Here is a 17,817-nt window from a genome sequence, read left to right as displayed (position 1 = left end):
TGCGTCTAGGCTTTCCCGCAGCCCAGCCGGCAATACCATATAACAAAAACGAATATGGTTTTTGTTTGAAAGCATATCGCCAAAGGCTAGGGTGTACGCCCGTTCCATTGTCAACTGCTCATGGAGAGCCTATAGCCCGTGCGTAGCCTGTTCACCCGCTTCTTCCAGCTCGAAGCCGCCAGTGGCCTGTTGCTGATCGCTGCGGCCATCCTGGCCCTGATAATCAACAACTCGCCGCTGTCCTACCTGTACAGCGGCCTGCTCGACGTTCCCGTCGCCGTTCAGGTCGGTGCGCTGCACATCGCCAAACCGCTGTTGCTTTGGATCAACGACGGCCTGATGGCCCTGTTCTTCCTGCTGATCGGCCTGGAGGTCAAGCGCGAGGTGGTCGACGGTCACCTGTCCAAGCCCTCCCAGGTGATCCTGCCAGCCACCGCCGCCGTGGGCGGCATGGTGATACCGGCACTGATCTACTGGTTCATCAACCGTGACAACCCTGCCGCCATAGCCGGCTGGGCTATCCCCACAGCCACCGACATCGCCTTCGCCCTCGGCGTACTGGCCCTGCTGGGCAAGCGCGTGCCGGTGTCGCTGAAACTGTTCCTGATGACCCTGGCGATCATCGACGACCTGGGTGCGATCATCGTCATTGCCCTGTTTTATTCGGGCACCCTGTCGAGCATGTCGCTGCTGCTGGCTGCCGCCTGCCTGGTATTGCTGGTGTCGATGAATCGGCTTGGCGTGGTCAAGCTTGGGCCGTACATGGTCGTTGGCCTGATCCTGTGGGTCTGCGTGCTCAAGAGCGGCGTGCATGCCACCCTGGCCGGCGTCGCCCTGGCCCTGTGCATCCCGCTGCGCACGCGCCATGCCGAACGCTCACCACTGCTCGCCCTGGAACACGCCCTGCATCCTTGGGTTGCCTACGCCATCCTGCCGCTGTTCGCTTTCGCCAACGCCGGTGTATCGCTGGCAGGCATGACCGTAGAAAGCTTCACCCACCCGGTGCCACTGGGCATCGCCGTGGGGCTGCTGCTGGGCAAGACCGTGGGTGTCTTCGGCCTGACCTGGATCGCGGTCAAACTGCGCCTGGCCGCGCTGCCTGCAGGCGCCAGTTGGGGGCAATTGCTGGGTGTGGCGATACTTTGCGGTATCGGCTTCACCATGAGCCTGTTCGTCGGCTCGCTCGCCTTTGTGCCTGGCAGCAGTGATTACGCCGGGATGGACCGCATGGGTATTCTCACCGGCTCGTTCTTCGCCGCCGTGTTCGGCTATGCGGTAACCGCCATGGCCAGCCGCAAGTCCAACGTCGGCTGACCTGGCCGCAGCATGAAAAAACCCCGACTGGCGAGCGCCATGTCGGGGTTTTGTCTTGTTGGGCTACGGTCAGTGCGTGACGCGGCTGGTGCCATCGACGGTCATGATGCGCACGCGGTCGCCAACGCGGAAGATCTCGTTCTGCTGCACGGCCTGCACATAGGCACGCATGCTGCCATCGTCCTCACGCACGGTGATTTCGACACCCTGGGTACGGGTCAGGCCCTCTTCGGCTGCGGAACCGGCCAGGCCACCGGCAACGGCACCGATCACGGCGGCGACGATGCTGCCACGGCCACCACCCACGGCGCTCCCGGCCACGCCACCGACGATGGCGCCAGCACCGCCACCGATCGGGGTCTTGGTGCCTTCGATCTTGACCGGACGCAGGGACTCGATAGTGCCCATGCGCACGGTTTGCACGCGGCGGGCCTCATCACGGGAGTAGCTGTCACCGGTCAGGCTCGAGGCACAGCCACCCAGCAACAGCGACATGGTGGTAAAGGTCGCCACCAGCAAAGCGGATTTACGCATGGGTAAGGTCTCCATAAGTCAGGTGCTCATTAGACGCTGCACGTTGACGGCTGTCACGGTACAAACGTAATAAAATTGTTTTCATTCAGCCAAGGGACAGCCTGCACGGCTGTGTCGAGGCCTTTCAAAGTGAGACCAAGGATAGCCATGGATTACTTCATCGTCGTGGTCACCACCGTTGCGGGGCTGTATTTCCACTGGTGGCTGTATGTGCGCATGCGCCGCTGGATGGACCGTGACCTGGCGTTGTCGCTGGCAGGGTCGGACCCGGAAAAACGCGCGTATATGCTGCGAAGGCTGGAGCAGGCGCGGGTGGAGAAGGTGGGGCGCAAGCAGTTGGCGGGGTGGCTGGAGCGGGAAGCTGCGGGGTATCCTGGGTAGCCTGATGGAGTGCCGGGGCTGCTGCGCAGCCCCCGGAATCTCAGGGCGCCAACCGCTCCCGCAGCCATTGCCCATCCACCAGCCGGTAGTTCAGTCGGTCATGCAGGCGGCTGGCCCGCCCCTGCCAGAACTCGATGCGCTCAGGTAGCAAACGATACCCACCCCAATGCTCCGGACAATGCGGCTGGGTGTCGGAAAAGCGCGCCTCAGTGGCCTTGACCAGCCCCTCCAGCTCCTCACGGCCGGCAATCACCCGGCTCTGCGGCGAAGCCCAGGCCCCCAGGCGGCTGCCCAGCGGGCGCACCTGGTAGTAGGCGTCCGACTCCTGGGGCGTGACCTTTTCCACCCGCCCTTCGATGCGCACCTGGCGCTCCAGTGCCGGCCAGAAGAAGGTCATGGCGGCGAAAGGGTTGACCTGCAGTTGCTGGCCCTTGGCACTATCGTAGTTGGTGAAGAAGGTGAAACCACGCTCATCGAGCCCCTTCAGCAGCAAGATACGGCAGTGAGGGCGGCCTTCACCGTCGACAGTGGCCAAGGTCATGGCGTTGGCTTCCACCGGCACCTGCTCGGTTTTCACCGCTTCGGCGAACCACTGGTGGAACAGGGCGAACGGCTCTCCCGGGGCCTGGGATTCGGCCAGGCCATCACGGGTGTAGTCGCGGCGCATATCGGCCAGGGATTGGGTCATTGCTGCGCTCCTTGACGATCAGTTGGTCTTCGCAGGGCTGTTGGCAGCTACTTTCTTTTCAGTGGTAGCTTTCTTGGCAACCGGCTTGGCCGGTGCAGCTTTTTTCTTGGCCGTGGTCTTGGCTGGCGCCTTGGCCTTGGCTTTGGTCACAGGCTTCTTCGCCACAGCCTTGGTGGCCGGCTTGCTGTCGGCAGGCTTGGCAGCAGGTGCTTTGACATCTTGCAACGCCACCATTGGCGCGCGCGCCGGGGCGGCTTGCTGGTACTTGGCCAGCAGGGCGACCATGGTGTTCTGCGGGGTCAGCAGCATTTCCACACGGCGGTTCAGGGCACGGCCCTCGGCGCTGTCGTTGGCGGCGCGCGGCATTTCCGAGCCCATGCCCTTGAGGTTCAGGCGATCACGCTGCAGGCCGCTGAGGCGGAAGATGGCCGACACCGAAGCGGCGCGCTCCAGGCTGAGCTTCTGGTTGGCGGCAGCGACACCGCTACTGTCGGCATGGCCGAGTACCAGCACGGCGGTCTTGGCATCGCCTTCGACAGTCTTGGCCACACGGGTGATCGGGCCCAGGGTCATCGGCAGCAGCATGTTCGGGCGATCGGGGTTGTACGAACTGTCCACCGGGATGGTTACGGCCAGCACGTTGTCACGACGCTCCAGCTCCAGCTTGCTGCCCTTGATCGCCTCACGCAGCTTTGGCTCGTACTCGTCCAGCCAGGCCTGGGTGGCCTTCTGGTCGACCTTCGGCACCACCGGCCCCTTGGCCTGCTTCTCTTCACCGCCGAACGGCCACCACCAACGGCTGGCGTTGTCGGACTTGGCGTCGGCCTTGGCCACATTTTCCGTGACGGCTTGCTTCACTTCCTGCTCGGCAACCTTGTCCGAACCGAAGGGCCACCAGCTCGAGGCGCTGTCCTTCGAGCCGTCCTGGGGGTGACTGGCGCAGCCGGTAACGGCGGTCAGGCACAGGGCGAGTGCTAAGGTTTTGTGTGAAGACATCAGCGATACACCATGAAATAGAAAGAAATTTTGCTTACGCCCTTCAGGCGTTGGCATTGAGGATAGTCAAAGGGCTGGGGCAATACCCGCATTAGCCGATCAAAGGCAACTGGCAAGGACGCGTACCAGTTTCTGGGCTCGCGGGTCCATGAGCACATAAGGGCCAAGGGTATTGACCACGAAACCGAAGGCCACATCGTGTTCCGGGTCAGCGAAACCAACCGAGCCGCCGGCGCCTGGGTGGCCGAAGGCGCGGGCCCCGAGGCCGAACGTGGCATTGGCCACGTCGGGCTGGTCGAGCATGCAGCCCAGGCCAAAACGGGTCTGGGTGAGCAGAGTACGATCCTGGCCGAGGCTGTGCTCACGGGTGAGTTCGTCGAGCAGCTCTGATTCGAGCAGGCTACCGTCCAGCAGCCCGGCATAGAAGCCCGCCAGGCTGCGCGCATTGCCATGGCCGTTGGCGGCTGGCTGCTGCATGCGCCGCCACTCCGGCTTGTTGGTACTGGTCAGGATCGCCGGCGGGTTGGTGAAGGCGCGGGTCGACAGGGCCTCGGGCTCGCGCATGGTCACCTGCAGCAGGCGCTGAGCTGCAGCGTCCCCGGCGTTGCCCTTGCCACGGGCGATATGCGCTACGCGATGAAACTCATCGTCCGCCAGGCCGATATGAAAATCCAGCCCCAACGGCCGAGCGGTACGGGCCACGATCGAGTCGCCGGGGCCACGGCCGTCGGCACGGCGGATCAGCTCGCCGATCAGCCAGCCGTAGGTAATGGCGGCATAGCCATGCTCGGTGCCGGGTGTCCACCAGGGCGTTTCGGCAGCCAGCGCATCGACCATGGCCTGCCAGTCATACAGTGCCTCGGCCGGCAGCAGCTCACGGATGGCCGGCAAGCCGGCGCGGTGGCTGAGCAGCTGGCGCAGGGTGATCGCCTGTTTGCCTGCCTGGGCGAACTCGGGCCAGTAGTTGGCCACAGGCGCATCAAGGGCCAGCTTGCCCTCGCCGACCAGTTGCAGGGCGGTGACAGCGGTGAAGGTCTTGGTGCAGGAGAACAGGTTGGCAATGGTATCGCTGTGCCAGGCCTGCTGGCCGTCCTTGTCGGCACTGCCGGCCCACAGGTCGACCACGGTTTCGCCACCAACCTGGATGCACAGCGCCGCGCCACGCTCCTGGGGATCTTCGAACAGCGCGGCGAAGGCTTCGCGCACTGCTTCGAACTTCAGCTCATAGTGACCCTGGATCTGCACCCGCTGTTCTCCGTACGACCAATTCCGAAAATGGTGTGCATTGTTTCAGTAGTTTGGCGTTTTGCAAACTGGCTTGGGCTGGGTGGTCACTGTGGGAGCGGCCTTGTGTCGCGATGGGCTGCGCAGCAGCCCCGGCAATTTATGCAGCGCCGCTGAATTCAGGGGACTGCTTCGCAGTCCTTTCGCGACGCAAGGCCGCTCCCACAAAAAGACCGCGTCGTCCTGGGCTAGGGCGCCGGTTTTTCCAGTTGGACGCGCAGCTGGCTCATTGCCTGGAAGTTGCTCTTGCGCACGGCATCGACAAACCCCGGGTATGGCATATCGGTGATCGCCACCAACCCTAGGTGACCGTTCTCGCCATCGAGCAGGCGGCCGCTGGCCGGCTGGTCGAGGTACTGGAACCAGTGCGCGCCAACGATCATCGGCTGCGCCAGGGCCGCCTTGAGGAAGTTGCCGTAGGCCGGGCCACGGTCTTCTTCCCGCGCCACTTCCAGCGGCCCCGGCCAGAACGGCCCGCGATCGCGCGAGCCGAACTGGAACTCGGACACCAACACCGGCTTGTCCAGCTCGGCCAGGCGGGTGAAGTCGTAGCCGTCCTGCGGCTTGAGCGTATAAAAGTTGAAGCTGAGCACATCGCAGAACTCGGCGCAGGCCTTGACCGCCTCCGGCGTGCTGACGGCATAGCGGCCACCCAGCAGCAGGTGATTGGGCGCATGCCACTTCAACGAGTCGGCAATGGTCCTGAAGTAGGTTTCGGCGAACACCTGCTGGAAGTGCTGGTAGTCACGCTCGATTTCCGGGTGCTCCGGGTTCGGCAACGGTGCCTCGAAGCCCGGGTCCTCCATCAGTTCCCAGGCGCTCAGCTCGATGCCCCAGGCCTTGGACAACCCTTCCTGGTTGCGGTACTTGTCACGCAACTGCTTGAGGAAGGCGCGCTTGGCCGGTACATCGGTAGTCAGACGCAAGGTTCCGTAGGCCAGGCCGTAACGCGCCTTCGGGTCGCTACCGGGGGCGGCCCAGGACAGTTCGTTGTCGGCGAAATAGCCGATCAGCCAGGGGTCGTCACGGTGATCGCGGGCGGCAATGGCCACGGCGCGCTCGGTGGCCATGGCAAAACGCGGGTCGAACGGGTCGGGCATGCGGCCCCACCAGTCCATGCCGGTGCTGATGCTGGCGTAATCCCCCACGATCGATAGCGGCAAGGTGTACGGCATGCGCCTGGCCTGGCCCAGGGCCGGCTCACTCCAGTTGCCGACCGTGTTGAAACCCCAGGCCTGCAGGCGGTCGAGCGCATGCGCCTGCCAGCGGGCGGTATCCAGCGCCAATGGTGGGCAGCTTGCCGGCTGCCCCTCTACCGCGGGCGGGCAGGGTTTGCCATAGGTGCGCTGCAGGTTGGCGGCATAGAAATCGAACCAGCGCCCCTGTTTGAAGTTGCGCCCTTGCGACGAGGGGTTGCCATCGTCGTTGTTGCCATCACCATAGAATGCGGCCAGTGCATCCTCCTCACCCGGCAACCCCTTGAACATCCCCTCACGCCCGGCGACGTAGGTACGCCCGCCATCCGCGGCGACGGCATTCACCCCCAGGGAATAGAACGGATGCCCCTCGGGCGTTACCAGGTACCAGCGGCCGTCACGCTTTTCGGTGCGGAAGAAGCCTTTGGCCTCGAACGCCGGCCCGGCCAGCAGGCCTCCGTAAGCGTCCAGCTGCTGCTTGCCACGCTCTGCCAACCAGCCTTTGAGCTGTTGCTGCTCGCGTACATCGGCCGCCTTGAGCTGCTCGTCATTGGTAACCTTTTCTGGCCAATGGCCGCGGGTGGACTGGCCATAGGCATCGATCAGCTCCTGGTAGGCCGCCTTGTATGCCTGGTCGTCATCCTGGATGCCCACCCGCTCGATCAGCAGGTTCTGCGCCACCTTGGGGTTGGGGATACTCAGGCTGACCGACGTCACCTGCTTGAGGTCGACCGCACCGGCGCTGCTGGTCAGCAGCAGGCGCTGGCCGCTATGGTTCCAGGGCATGGGCGGGCCGGCGCGCATGCCTTGGCTCAACGGCGAACTGGCCGTCAGCGGTACCATCACGGTTTGTGCAGGACCGGCCGGAAGGTCGATGCGGCTGGTCAACGTGCGCCCATCACTGCCCTGCACCACCACGTCCACGGTCAGCGCCCAATCCATCGCGCTTTGCAGGCGCAAGGTCAGGAACTGACCGCCGGACCAGTCCCACACACCGCTTTGCGGGCTCAGGCGCAGGGTCGGCCGCAGGGCCGGGTTGAACACCACGCGCCGCAACACTTCGCCTTCGGCCGTCTGCTCCGCGTTGTACTGCGGCATGCCGGCATCCTCGGTCGCCACATTGACCACCGAGGCCGGGCGCACGAAGCTGAAAAGCGTCTGCTGCCCAGCCAGCAACGGCGAGCTGAACAACAGGGCAAAAACGGCGGGCAGGGTACGGCGGACCATAAGGCTGGGGCTCTCCTTCAGGGCCCTCATGGCCCACGACTGAGTAATGGACAACGCGCCGGAGCAAGTGTGCTCCGGCGGTCAGGAAATCTCCCGCCGGAACGGCGGCAGCGCATTGAGAATAGCCTTGCCGTAGCGCTGGGTGACCAGGCGCCGGTCAAGCAAGGTGATGACACCGCGGTCCTGTTCGGTTCGCAGCAGGCGGCCACAGGCCTGAATCAGCCGCAGCGAGGCGTCGGGCACGGCAATTTCCATGAACGGGTTGCCACCGCGAGCCTCGATCCACTCGGCCAACGCCGCTTCGACCGGGTCATCAGGCACGGCAAAAGGAATCTTGGCGATCACCACGTGCTCGCAGTAGGCACCCGGCAGGTCGACACCCTCGGCAAAGCTGGCCAGGCCGAACAACACGCTGTGCTGGCCGTCGTCGACCCGTGCCTTGTGCTTGTTCAGGGTTTCCTGCTTGGACAGGTTGCCCTGGATCAGCACTAGCTTGCGCCAGTCACGGTCCAGGCCATCGAACACGTCCTGCATCTGCTTGCGCGAGGAGAACAGCACCAGCGCGCCACGGGCATCTTCGACGATGTTCGGCAGTTCGCGGATGATCGCTGCGGTATGCGCCGCCGCATCGCGCGGGTCGGCCTTTAGGTCGGGGACCCGCAGCAGGCCGGCATCGCCATGCACGAACGGGCTGGGCACCACGCAAGTGACCGCGTCACGGGGCAACCCCGAGCGCATGCGGAAGCGGTCGAACTTGCCCAGCGCAGTCAGCGTCGCCGAGGTCACCAGTGCGCCATGTGCCACGCTCCACAGGCTGCGGCGAAGCATTTCGGCGGCCAGGATGGGGCTGGCATTGACTTCGATGTCGAACAGCGCACCGCTCTCGGCCAGGGTCAGCCAACGGGCCATGGGTGGGCTGTCTTCCGGATCTTCGGCGGTAAAGGCCGTCCACAGTTCCCAGTTGCCCTGGGCACGGGTGACCAGGCTACCGAACAGCGGGTACCACTCCTCGGCCTGGTGGCTGGCGATGCCGATGTTGACCTCACCGTCCATGCCTTCCTTGAGCAGGTCGGCCAAGCGGGTGAACAGGTCGTTGAGGCGGGCAAAGCCTTTTTTCAGCTCGATGCCCACTTCGCGAATCTGCTCCGGCACCACGCCGCCTTCGAAGCGGTAGCGCGGGCGCTCACGGCCTTCGTTGTCCTCGCTGGGGCGGAAGTCGGCAACCTGCTCGCACAGGGTGAACATGAACTGCTGCTGGGTGCGCACTTCCCGCGCAAGCTCCGGCACCTGCTCGATGTACTTGCCCAGGTCACCGGGCAGCGGGTGCTGGGCCAGCAGCTTGGTCAGGTTCTTGGCGGTCTGCTCCAGCCAGTCGGCGGTTGAGCGCAGGCGCGAATAGTGGGCGAAATGGCCGATAGCCTTGTCCGGCAGGTGGTGGCCTTCGTCGAACACGTACATGGTGTCGCGCGGGTCGGGCAATACCGCGCCGCCGCCCAGGGCCAGGTCGGCCAGCACCATGTCGTGGTTGGTGACGATCACGTCGACCTTGCCCATGCCTTCGCGGGCCTTGTAGAACACGCACTGCTGGAAGTTCGGGCAATGACGGCCGGTACACTGGCTGTGGTCGGTGGTCAGGCGTGCCCAATCCTGGTCTTCCAAGGCTTCGGGCCAGCTGTCGCGGTCACCGTCCCAGCGGTTGCCGGCAAGCTTCTCGATCATGCTGTTGAACAGCTTCTGGCTGCGCTCGTCGACTTCGATGTGGAAGCCTTCTTCCTCGAACAGCTGGGCGGTGGCCGACTGGGCGTGGCCCTCCTGCAGCAGGATGTCGAGCTTGGACAGGCACAGGTAGCGGCCACGGCCCTTGGCCAGGGCGAAGCTGAAGTTCAGCCCGCTGCTGCGCATCAGGTCGGGCAGGTCCTTGAAGACGATCTGCTCCTGCAGCGCCACGGTGGCGGTGGCGATCACCAGGCGCTTGCCGGCGGCCTTGGCGGCCGGAATGGCAGCCAGGCTGTAGGCCACCGTCTTGCCGGTACCGGTGCCCGCCTCCACTGCCACCACGGCAGGCTCGCCGGCACGGCGGCCTTCTTCGTCGCAGGCGATGTCGCCGAGCACCTTGGCCACTTCGGCGATCATCAGGCGCTGGCCATAGCGCGGCTTGAGGCTCTTGGCTTCGAGAAAACGCGTATAGGCGCCCTGGATGGTGGCTTTGAGTTCGTTGCTGATCATGGTCTGCAAGCGCCCGGAGGGCTGGATATATTTTCAGTGTTTCGCATGGGGCGGCTATCATACCCCGCTATTGCCCTTTATGCCGCATGGAGATCCGGATGCTTGCCTTTGCCCTGCCCTACACACTGCATGTCCTGGCCGCCCTGGTGTGGGTCGGCGGCATGTTCTTCGCCTGGCTGGTGCTGCGCCCGGCAACGGTTGCAGCCCTTGAAGGGCCTGCCCGGCTGCGCTTGTGGGTGGAAGTTTTCCGACGCTTCTTCGGTTGGGTCTGGCTGGCCGTGGCGATTTTGGCGATAAGTGGTATCGGCATGTTGCACATGCGCTTCAGCGGCTTCGAGACTGCACCAAAATATGTGCAGATGATGATCGGTGGGGGCATCGCCATGTTTGCCCTGTTCATGCGCATCCAGGCGCTGCTGCTGCCGGAGTTGAGGGCGGCAGTGCAGGCCGAGGACTGGCCGGCAGGTGCGGCAGTGCTGGGACGGATTCGGCGGATGGTGGGGATCAACCTGCTGCTCGGTCTGGCGGTGGTAGCCGTGGCCAGTTCGCGGTTGATGCTCTGACAGGATCTGCTCGGCCCCTGTAGGAGCGGCCTTGAGTCGCGATGGGCTGCGCAGCAGCCCCGGCAATTTGTGCGAAGGCGCTGAAATCCTGGGGCTGCTACGCAGCCCATCGCGACACAAGGCCGCTCCTACAGGGGGCGCGGCAAGGCTTCAGAGGCGCTGCAGAATCAGCTCACCTGCAGCGCCGGCCAACCCAGGTTGGCCCGGCTGCCCCGGCCGGCCGTTGGCGCCGGCGTCTGTGCGGTACACCAGGCAACCCTTGCTAGCGCCGCCCTTGCCGGCCTTGCCAGCAGCCCCGGCCTTGCCCGGTGCGCCGCCGTCCAGGCGGACCACGATGCGTTCCTGCGGGAAGCCCTGCGGCACGCTCAGGCGGATGCGCCCACCCGGCGCGCCATCGTGCCCGTTGCCGCCGTCATCGCCGTTGGCACCGCGGCTGGCCTGGCCCCAGGTGCAGCCACCGGCCTGGCCGTTGGCGCCATCCAGCCCCACGTACCCCGGCGCACCGGCACCGCCACGGGCATCGATGGCCAGGCGCTCGGCATCCACTTCAGCCAGTTTCAGTTCCAGGCTGCGGCCTGACCGGGCTCCCCGCTGGTAAGTACCCGCCGCTCCCGGCGCACTGAATTCGCTACCCTCACCCAGCCGCGCACTGCGCGCCTCGATCAGCAACGGGCTATCGGAAGGTGCAATGGCGATACGCGCATCGCGCCCCAGCTCCAGCTGGTCAACCTTCAATTCCGCGAGCGTGGCAGGCAGCAGCAGGGTTGCGGCATCGGCGACACGCAACTGTGCCAGGTGCACGCTGGCAGACTTGTCGGGCAGGCGCAGCATGGAATTGGCAGCGACCTCCAGGCTTTCGGCCTGGGCCAGGGGAGCGGCCAACATGGCCAATAACATCAGATTACGCATTTCGCGGCGCCTCCTGCACACGGGGGATGGACATGACATGGAAGATACCCGTCAACAGGATCTGCAAACGATCGAACCAGCGGTGGCTGCGGCCGCGCAAGCTGCCATTGAAGAACAGCACTTCAAGCAGGTGCAGGCCCAGCAAGGTGATGCCGGCGGCGTTGATCAGCAGGTTGAAGGGCAAGGGTTGTGGCATGAACTGATTGAACAGCACCACCCCCCAGAAAGCGACAGTCAGGACCTTGCCCAAGCCCAGGATGAACTTCATATCCCGCCCCCATGGATTGTTGTTATGTCGAGACGGCCCGTTCGAGCGGGCCGTGCGACCAACATTAACTGCAATGCCCGGACAGGCGCCAGCACCACTCAGTTGAGGTGCAGTTCCACCCGTCGGTTGCGGGCACGGCCCTCCTCGCTTTCGTTGTCGGTGAGCGGCTCACTCTCGCCGCGCCCCTGGCTGGTGACCTTGCCCGCCTCCAGCCCCTGGCCAATCAGGTAAACGGCCACGCTGCTGGCGCGGCGTTCGGAAAGTGCCTGGTTGTAGCTGTCGGAGCCGACGTTATCGGTATGCCCGATCACGCTTACCTTGGCCACCGTCGGTGAATCGAGTTTTGCCACCAGGCCTTGCAGGCGCTGCTGGGCCGCAGGGGTCAGCTCGGCGGAATCGAAGGCGAACATCACCGCGCCGTTGTCATCCAGAATGATCACCTCCGGCGAGGGTTCAGGTTCAGTGGCAGGCGGTGATGCGGGGTACACCTTCAACGGGCAACCCATGTGGTCGACCGCAGTGTTGGCGGGGGTATCTGGGCAACGATCGCGACGGTCGAAAATACCGTCACCATCTTCGTCGCCATCCTGGGCGTAACAGATCAGGCCCCCGGCAATGGCGCCAAGGGCACCGCCGCCAGCCGCCCAACTCGAACTTTCGATGGCGCCAAGGCCACCACCGACCAGGCCGCCGAGCAGGCTGCAGATGGGCCAGGTCCTCTGGTTGAGCGGCGCGCTGCCATCGCTGTGGGTAGCGCAGCCCGCTAGCAGGCTGGCAGCCACCAACAGCGGCAGCGCCGCCTTCGACGTCACACTCATGCTGAATGCTCCTGTGTCATTGGCCACGGGCGGCTGACCGCCGTGAAGACGCGCCCGTGCCACTGCTCAAGGCACGGGCGCACGCCGGTCTACCGCTGGATCTTGATCTCGGTACGGCGGTTCATGGCACGCCCCTCGGCCGTGGCGTTGTCTGCCACCGGCTGGGTTTCACCAGCACCGACCACCGACACGAAGCTGCTGCGCGGCACACCGCTCTCGACCAGGTAATCGGTCACCGAGTGGGCACGGCGCTCGGACAGTTTCTGGTTGTAGCTGTCGGAGCCGACGCTGTCGGTATGGCCGCTGACGCTCAGGCGGGCGGACGGTGCCTCCTGTTTCAGCCGCGTGGCAATGGTGTTGAGGCGCTCCTTGTCGCTGGCGGTCAGGCGCGCAGAGTCGAACTCGAAGTGCACATCGCGGATGACGATGACTTCTTCCTTCTGCACCACCACTTCCTCGACCACCGCGGCCGGCTCCGGCGGGCAGCCGTTGGCATCGACCTGCACACCGCGCGGGGTGCCTGGGCACTTGTCACGGCTGTCCGGCACACCGTCACCATCCTCGTCGCCATCGCCATGGGCCCAGCAATAGCCCGCCGCCAGGCCACCGCCCAGCAACGCGCCCCAACCAGCCCAGCTGGAGCTCTCGATGGCGCCCAGGGCAGCGCCGCTTACACCCCCGACGGCGGCACATTTCGGCCAGTCGGTCTTTTGCAAACCTGCACAACCAGTCAACACACTGGTGAGCAGAACCAGGGGTATCGCTGTGCGTACTATGCTCATTTCATTGCTTCTCCTAGGGGGAATCGGCATAAGGCCGATTTCAGGGAGTAAAGACCGAGCATCTGATCCCTGCCACCAATAAGCCACGACACAGTCACATGCCTCTTTGCCCGCACGCTGCGGCCCGCTAGTCTTGGACGACTTCAACGAGGATTGGCAATGACCGACGGTTTTTCCCAGCGCACCCCGCAGCAGGCCCTGGCGGCCCTGCTCGAGCGCTTCACCCCGCAACGCCTGCTGCTGGTGGGCACGCGCTTCCCGGCGCTGGACGCCTTCGCCCAGGCGCACCCACAGGTAACCATCGCCATGTCCGCCCCAGGCCCGCTGCCGGCCGAACTGGCAGCCCAGCGCTTTGACCTGGCGGTACTGGTGGACTGCCTGGAGCACCTGCCAAAACGCACCGGCCTGGAATTGCTCGGTGGCATTCGCAACCTCAATGCCAGCCGGGTCGCGGTGCTGGCCGACCTGGCCGCCTGTGGCTGGCAGGACACCGATTTCTTTGCCCTTGCCCTGTCGGCCAGCGAGAAATTCCGCCGTGACCAGCAGGTATTGAGCCTGTTCACCTATGATCTACATGACTACAAGCAGGTACCGGACTGGCTGAATGCCAAGTTCTGGGCCAACCCTGAAAACTTCGGCAAGTACTGGTGGTGATGATGAGTGTCTCGGTCTGCCCTTGTGGCAGTGGAAACCTGCTCGACGCCTGCTGCGGGCATTACCACGCCGGTACCCCGGCGCCGGATGCCCAGGCGCTGATGCGCTCACGCTACAGTGCCTACGTGCTGGGCCTGGTCGACTACCTGGTGGCCACCACCCTGCCGGCCCAGCAAGCCGGCCTGGACCGTGCCGCCATGGCCGCCTGGAGCGCCCAGAGCACCTGGCTGGGCCTGGAGGTGGAAAGCGCTGAGGTGCTGGGCGGCCAGCCGGAGCACGGTTTTGTCACCTTCACTGCACGCTGGCACGACCAGGAGGGTGACCATCAGCACCGCGAGCGCTCGGCATTCGTCCAGCACGCCGGGCGCTGGTACTTCATCGACCCCACGGTCGGGCTCAAGGCCGGGCGCAACGACCCCTGCCCCTGCGCCAGCGGTCAGAAGTTCAAGAAATGCTGCGCCAGTTACGTGGGTAGCTGACCATGATCGCCCGCACCCGCCCGCTGCTGCTCGCCACCCTGATGGCATGGCTTGCACTGCTGGCGGGCTGCGCCAGCTGGGGCGGTGACGACTGGCGCGAACCCGAGGTGCACCTGGTCAAGGTGGAGACAGTCAAGGCCAGGTTGCTGGAGCAGGAGTTCGTGCTGCATCTGCGAATCGACAACCCCAATGACAGCCGCCTGTTCATCCGCAACCTGTCGTATGCCATACGCCTCAACGACCTGTTGCTGGTGCAGGATGAAACCAGCGTGTGGCGCAGTGTCGGCGGGCATGCCCGGCGTACTTTCAAGATCACCGCACGGACCAACCTGTGGCAGCACCTGAAACCGCTGGCCAAGCTGCTGAAAAGCGAACAACCACTGCATTACAGCCTGCAGGGCGAGCTGGCGACCGGGTTGCTCATCCATCGGGACCTGCACTTGTCGCGCAGTGGTGAGATAATCCCCGGCGATTACAAACCGGAGTGACCCTGCAATGTCCCAGCAACCCCACGTTCATGGCCCTGACTGCAACCACGATCATGATCACCACCACGATCATGGCCATGTACACGGCCCGCACTGCAACCACGGCCACCAGGAGCCGGTACGCAACGCCCTGAAGGACGTTGGCCGTAACGACCCATGCCCGTGCGGTAGCCAGAAGAAGTTCAAGAAGTGCCACGGCGCCTGACCTGAACAGCACTCGCGCGTCCCTGCTGCGGGCCGCGCGGAGGGTAGCCGGGGTCTAACTGGCCCTGGCAGGCCCTGAAACCTTGCGCTGCAGCAACCCTGCGGTGGCCATGAGCAGCACGATGCAGAGGGCCATGCAAATGGCATTGGTGCCATCCCAGCCGACCGTACCCAGCAACAGCGATGGGCTGAATGCACCAACGGTCGCGAACACCGCAATGGCCAGATCGTTCTTCCCTTGCATCTGCATCGCTGCCGGGCTGTTTTGCAGCGTCTGCGCCAACAGCGCCCCACCGCCCACGTAGGTCAGGTTCCAACCCAGGCCCAGGGCTATCAGCGACAAGGTCATCATCGCGTAGCTGTGCGACCACATGTTCATGGCCGTGCAACCGATCAGCAGGCACAGGCCGAGACAGATGGTGGCCCTGATGCCGAGCTTTTGGATGATGGCGCCGGTGAAGAACGACGGCGCAAACATGGCAATCACATGCCATTGAATCGCCAGGCGAACGTCGGAAAAGTCCTCATGCATGTGTTTCATGTGCATGGACGCCTGGATCATCAGCAAATTCATGATCCCATAGCCCAGCGCGGCTACTGCCATGGCCACGGCAACCACCGGGCTCAGCGGCTCGGCGGTCGTGCCAGCCGGTTTCGCTGCACGGTCGTTACTGGCGGTGCCGGTATCGCCGGGCAGGCAGGCCGCTGTCAGCAACGACATCACCGCCAGGCCGACAAAAGCGGCGTAGCACAGCGAAAACAGCGGATACCCACCAACGTCCCTCAGCCACTCGGTGAGCGCCGGCCCGACCACGGCTGCGATCACCCCACCGGCCACCACCAGGGAAAGCGCCTTGGGCTTCAGTTTCTGGGCCAGATTGTCGGTGGCCGCGAAGCGATTGAAGTTGGCAAACGCAATGTAGATGCCCAATGCCGAATGGCTGATCACCAGCGTCGGGAAGTGCTGGTACTGCACCGCCAGGTAACCACTGATGCCAGACACCGCCAAAGGGATCGAGCCCAGCATGAAGGCGCGCTTGCGGCCAATACGGCTCATCAGCCTGGAGACCGGATAGGTGGCCAGCATCAGGCAGAGGAACTGGAAACCATAGGGCACGGTAGACCACGTGGCGGCAGGCGCCAGCGCCGCCCCGACAATAGCCGCCATGGTCACGGACATGACCGCAGTCGTCAGGTTGATCGATTGCGCGGTGAAATACAGGTACGTGCGCCGCGGGAGTGTGCTCGACATAGCGTGTGCTCACGGTTGGTGGACGGGTCGATTTCGGTATTGGGAAAGATGCCGACAGGTGCATGGTCGCATCTGTCGCGCCCTGAAGCTCGAACAGTCGACGCGCTTTCCGGTTAACTGTTAGGCTGTTTTTTCTAACAGCTGCTGGACCCGCCATGCGCCCGCACAGCCTTCATGACCAGTTGAAACAGCGCCTCGAAGCCGGCGAATGGCTGCCTGGCCAGCGCATGCCGTCCATCCGCAAGTTGACGGCGGCGGTTGGCTGCAGCTACCACGATGTCGTCTCCAGCTATGCCCGATTGGTAAGCGAAGGTGTGTTGACCGCCATTCCTGGCCGCGGCTACTTCGTCGCCAGCCACACACGGCAAACCGGCACAGTGGATACGCCCGCAGGCATGGCCGACGACCCGCTGTTCAAGTTGTTGCAGGGGGGCCAGCACTACACCAAACTGGGCAGCGGCTGGCTGCCACCCGCCTGGCGAGACACCGAGCTGCTGGCCAGGGCAATTCGGCGCACGGCACGCCTGGAGCAGAGTTCGCTGGCAGAATATGGCGACATCCAGGGCTACCTGCCCATGCGCAAGCAGTTGTGCGTGCACCTGAAACGCCTGACCCGTGTCGATGCCCGGCCAACTCAGTTGCTGACTACGCTGGGCGCCACACAAGCGCTGGACCTGGTGGCGCGGTTGTTGATCAAGCCAGGCGATCACGTGTTCGTCGACGAGCCCGGCAATGGCAACCTGATCAAGCTGATCCAGTTGGCCGGGGGCCATGTGGTCGGGGTGCGCCGAACCCAGGACGGACCGAGCGTGGAAGACATGAAGGAGCACCTGGCCAGGCACAAGGTCAAGGCATTCTTCTGCAACAGTACCTTCCACAACCCGACCGGCGGCAACATCAGCCCGCACAATGCCTTCAGCGTCCTGCGCCTGGCGGTGGAACACGACTTCTTCGTGGTCGAGGACGATGTCTACGGCGACTTCAGCCCGGGTGTGCGCCAGACCTTTGCCGAACTGGACGACCTTGAGCGGGTCATCTACATCGGCAGCTTCTCGAAATGCCTGTCCGCCTCATTGCGCGTAGGCTACATCGCCTGCTCGGCAGAGCTGATGGAGCCGCTGACACGCCTGAAGCTGCTGACCTGCGTGGCGGTACCGGCGTTTTGCGAGCGCTTCGTCAACACCATTTTGTCCGATGGCACCTATGCCCGGCACATGCAAGACCTGCAGCAGCGCCTGATCCGGCAGCAGGCGCAGACCCAGCAGTTGTTGCGGACGCGTGGCTGGCAATTCGACATAACGCCCCAAGGTGGCATGTTCCTGTGGGTCTACCACCCCGAACTGGCCGACCTGAAGCCCTTCATGCGTCGCCTGGAACAGCACAAGGTGCTATTGATGCCAGGCTCTGCCTTCGCCGTCAGCCGTGACTATCAACGCCTTGCTCGCATCAATTGCACGCACTTTTCCGACGCCGTGGCCGAACATTTCAAGGTTTGAGTCGGCACTGGCAAATAAAGCGCCCAGGGACCTTGCACGGCGCCTGCGCGCTCACTAC

19 protein-coding genes are annotated in these 17,817 nt (G+C 64.2%); 8 read left to right on the top strand and 11 right to left on the bottom strand.

Annotated features, from left to right (window positions below; genetic code table 11):
* The first annotated feature begins 138 nt into the window (after positions 1-138).
* On the top strand, positions 139-1,314 hold the full coding sequence (nhaA, locus tag RR51_RS22840; RefSeq protein ID WP_039614769.1) for a Na+/H+ antiporter NhaA: 1,176 nt from the start codon (positions 139-141) through the stop codon (positions 1,312-1,314).
* 69 nt (positions 1,315-1,383) lie between these two features.
* Here the strand turns inward: nhaA and RR51_RS22835 are convergent, their stop codons facing one another.
* A complete protein-coding gene (locus RR51_RS22835; RefSeq protein WP_013973925.1) occupies positions 1,384-1,848 on the bottom strand; it encodes a glycine zipper 2TM domain-containing protein in 465 nt (154 codons plus the stop codon).
* A 147-nt stretch (positions 1,849-1,995) separates the two neighbouring features.
* Here RR51_RS22835 and RR51_RS22830 point away from each other — a divergent pair, with 147 nt between their 5' ends.
* Positions 1,996-2,229, top strand: a complete 234-nt coding sequence (locus tag RR51_RS22830) for a hypothetical protein (protein ID WP_039614768.1) — start codon at positions 1,996-1,998, stop codon at positions 2,227-2,229.
* Between the two features lie 40 nt (positions 2,230-2,269).
* On the opposite strand, the gene pdxH is transcribed toward RR51_RS22830, so the two are convergent.
* From pdxH to dinG, 5 genes are all read right to left on the bottom strand, one after another.
* Positions 2,270-2,917 carry a pyridoxamine 5'-phosphate oxidase gene (gene pdxH / locus RR51_RS22825; protein ID WP_039614767.1) on the bottom strand — a complete coding sequence of 216 codons (648 nt, stop codon included), beginning with the start codon at positions 2,915-2,917 and terminating at the stop codon, positions 2,270-2,272.
* Positions 2,918-2,935: 18 nt separating this feature from the next.
* Positions 2,936-3,913 carry an OmpA family protein gene (locus tag RR51_RS22820; RefSeq protein WP_039614766.1) on the bottom strand — a complete coding sequence of 326 codons (978 nt, stop codon included), beginning with the start codon at positions 3,911-3,913 and terminating at the stop codon, positions 2,936-2,938.
* Positions 3,914-4,012: 99 nt separating this feature from the next.
* Complete coding sequence (locus RR51_RS22815) at positions 4,013-5,158, bottom strand: EstA family serine hydrolase (protein WP_023660953.1); 1,146 nt, start codon at positions 5,156-5,158, stop codon at positions 4,013-4,015.
* Positions 5,159-5,385: 227 nt separating this feature from the next.
* A complete protein-coding gene (locus RR51_RS22810) occupies positions 5,386-7,620 on the bottom strand; it encodes a beta-galactosidase (protein WP_039614765.1) in 2,235 nt (744 codons plus the stop codon).
* A gap of 81 nt (positions 7,621-7,701) precedes the next feature.
* Positions 7,702-9,846 (bottom strand): ATP-dependent DNA helicase DinG, encoded by a 2,145-nt coding sequence (dinG, locus tag RR51_RS22805; protein WP_013973931.1) that lies wholly within the window; start codon positions 9,844-9,846, stop codon positions 7,702-7,704.
* 98 nt (positions 9,847-9,944) lie between these two features.
* Here dinG and RR51_RS22800 point away from each other — a divergent pair, with 98 nt between their 5' ends.
* On the top strand, positions 9,945-10,409 hold the full coding sequence (locus RR51_RS22800) for a CopD family protein (RefSeq protein WP_039614764.1): 465 nt from the start codon (positions 9,945-9,947) through the stop codon (positions 10,407-10,409).
* 150 nt (positions 10,410-10,559) lie between these two features.
* Here RR51_RS22800 and RR51_RS22795 read toward each other — a convergent pair whose 3' ends face one another.
* The 4 genes from RR51_RS22795 to RR51_RS22780 form a co-directional block, all read right to left on the bottom strand.
* Entirely contained in the window at positions 10,560-11,318 is a 759-nt protein-coding gene (locus RR51_RS22795; protein WP_039614763.1) for a hypothetical protein, read from the bottom strand.
* Entirely contained in the window at positions 11,311-11,586 is a 276-nt protein-coding gene (locus tag RR51_RS22790; RefSeq protein ID WP_013973933.1) for a DUF1145 domain-containing protein, read from the bottom strand. Before RR51_RS22790 ends, RR51_RS22795 begins: the two co-directional genes overlap by 8 nt.
* 98 nt (positions 11,587-11,684) lie before the next feature.
* Positions 11,685-12,404, bottom strand: coding sequence for an OmpA family protein (locus RR51_RS22785; RefSeq protein ID WP_024087647.1), 720 nt, complete (start codon positions 12,402-12,404; stop codon positions 11,685-11,687).
* 89 nt (positions 12,405-12,493) lie between these two features.
* Positions 12,494-13,186 (bottom strand): OmpA family protein, encoded by a 693-nt coding sequence (locus RR51_RS22780; RefSeq protein ID WP_003258902.1) that lies wholly within the window; start codon positions 13,184-13,186, stop codon positions 12,494-12,496.
* A gap of 159 nt (positions 13,187-13,345) precedes the next feature.
* Here RR51_RS22780 and RR51_RS22775 point away from each other — a divergent pair, with 159 nt between their 5' ends.
* From RR51_RS22775 to RR51_RS22760, 4 genes are read left to right on the top strand one after another with little or no spacing between them, the layout of a single operon-like run.
* Complete coding sequence (locus tag RR51_RS22775; protein ID WP_039614762.1) at positions 13,346-13,840, top strand: DUF6231 family protein; 495 nt, start codon at positions 13,346-13,348, stop codon at positions 13,838-13,840.
* Between the two features lie 2 nt (positions 13,841-13,842).
* Positions 13,843-14,319: a YchJ family protein gene (locus RR51_RS22770; RefSeq protein WP_015271542.1), complete on the top strand. Its 477-nt coding sequence runs from the start codon at positions 13,843-13,845 to the stop codon at positions 14,317-14,319.
* A 2-nt stretch (positions 14,320-14,321) separates the two neighbouring features.
* Complete coding sequence (locus tag RR51_RS22765) at positions 14,322-14,807, top strand: LEA type 2 family protein (protein WP_039614761.1); 486 nt, start codon at positions 14,322-14,324, stop codon at positions 14,805-14,807.
* 7 nt (positions 14,808-14,814) lie between these two features.
* Complete coding sequence (locus tag RR51_RS22760; protein ID WP_003258907.1) at positions 14,815-15,012, top strand: SEC-C metal-binding domain-containing protein; 198 nt, start codon at positions 14,815-14,817, stop codon at positions 15,010-15,012.
* A 54-nt stretch (positions 15,013-15,066) separates the two neighbouring features.
* Here the strand turns inward: RR51_RS22760 and RR51_RS22755 are convergent, their stop codons facing one another.
* On the bottom strand, positions 15,067-16,263 hold the full coding sequence (locus RR51_RS22755) for an MFS transporter (protein ID WP_039614760.1): 1,197 nt from the start codon (positions 16,261-16,263) through the stop codon (positions 15,067-15,069).
* Positions 16,264-16,418: 155 nt separating this feature from the next.
* Between RR51_RS22755 and RR51_RS22750 the strand changes: the two genes are divergently transcribed.
* A complete protein-coding gene (locus tag RR51_RS22750; RefSeq protein ID WP_039614759.1) occupies positions 16,419-17,759 on the top strand; it encodes an aminotransferase-like domain-containing protein in 1,341 nt (446 codons plus the stop codon).
* The last annotated feature ends 58 nt before the right edge of the window (positions 17,760-17,817 follow it).

Origin of the sequence: Pseudomonas sp. C5pp (genome assembly GCF_000814065.1) — a bacterium.
Lineage (GTDB): Bacteria > Pseudomonadota > Gammaproteobacteria > Pseudomonadales > Pseudomonadaceae > Aquipseudomonas > Aquipseudomonas asiatica.
This window is presented reverse-complemented; position numbering and strand designations above follow the sequence as displayed.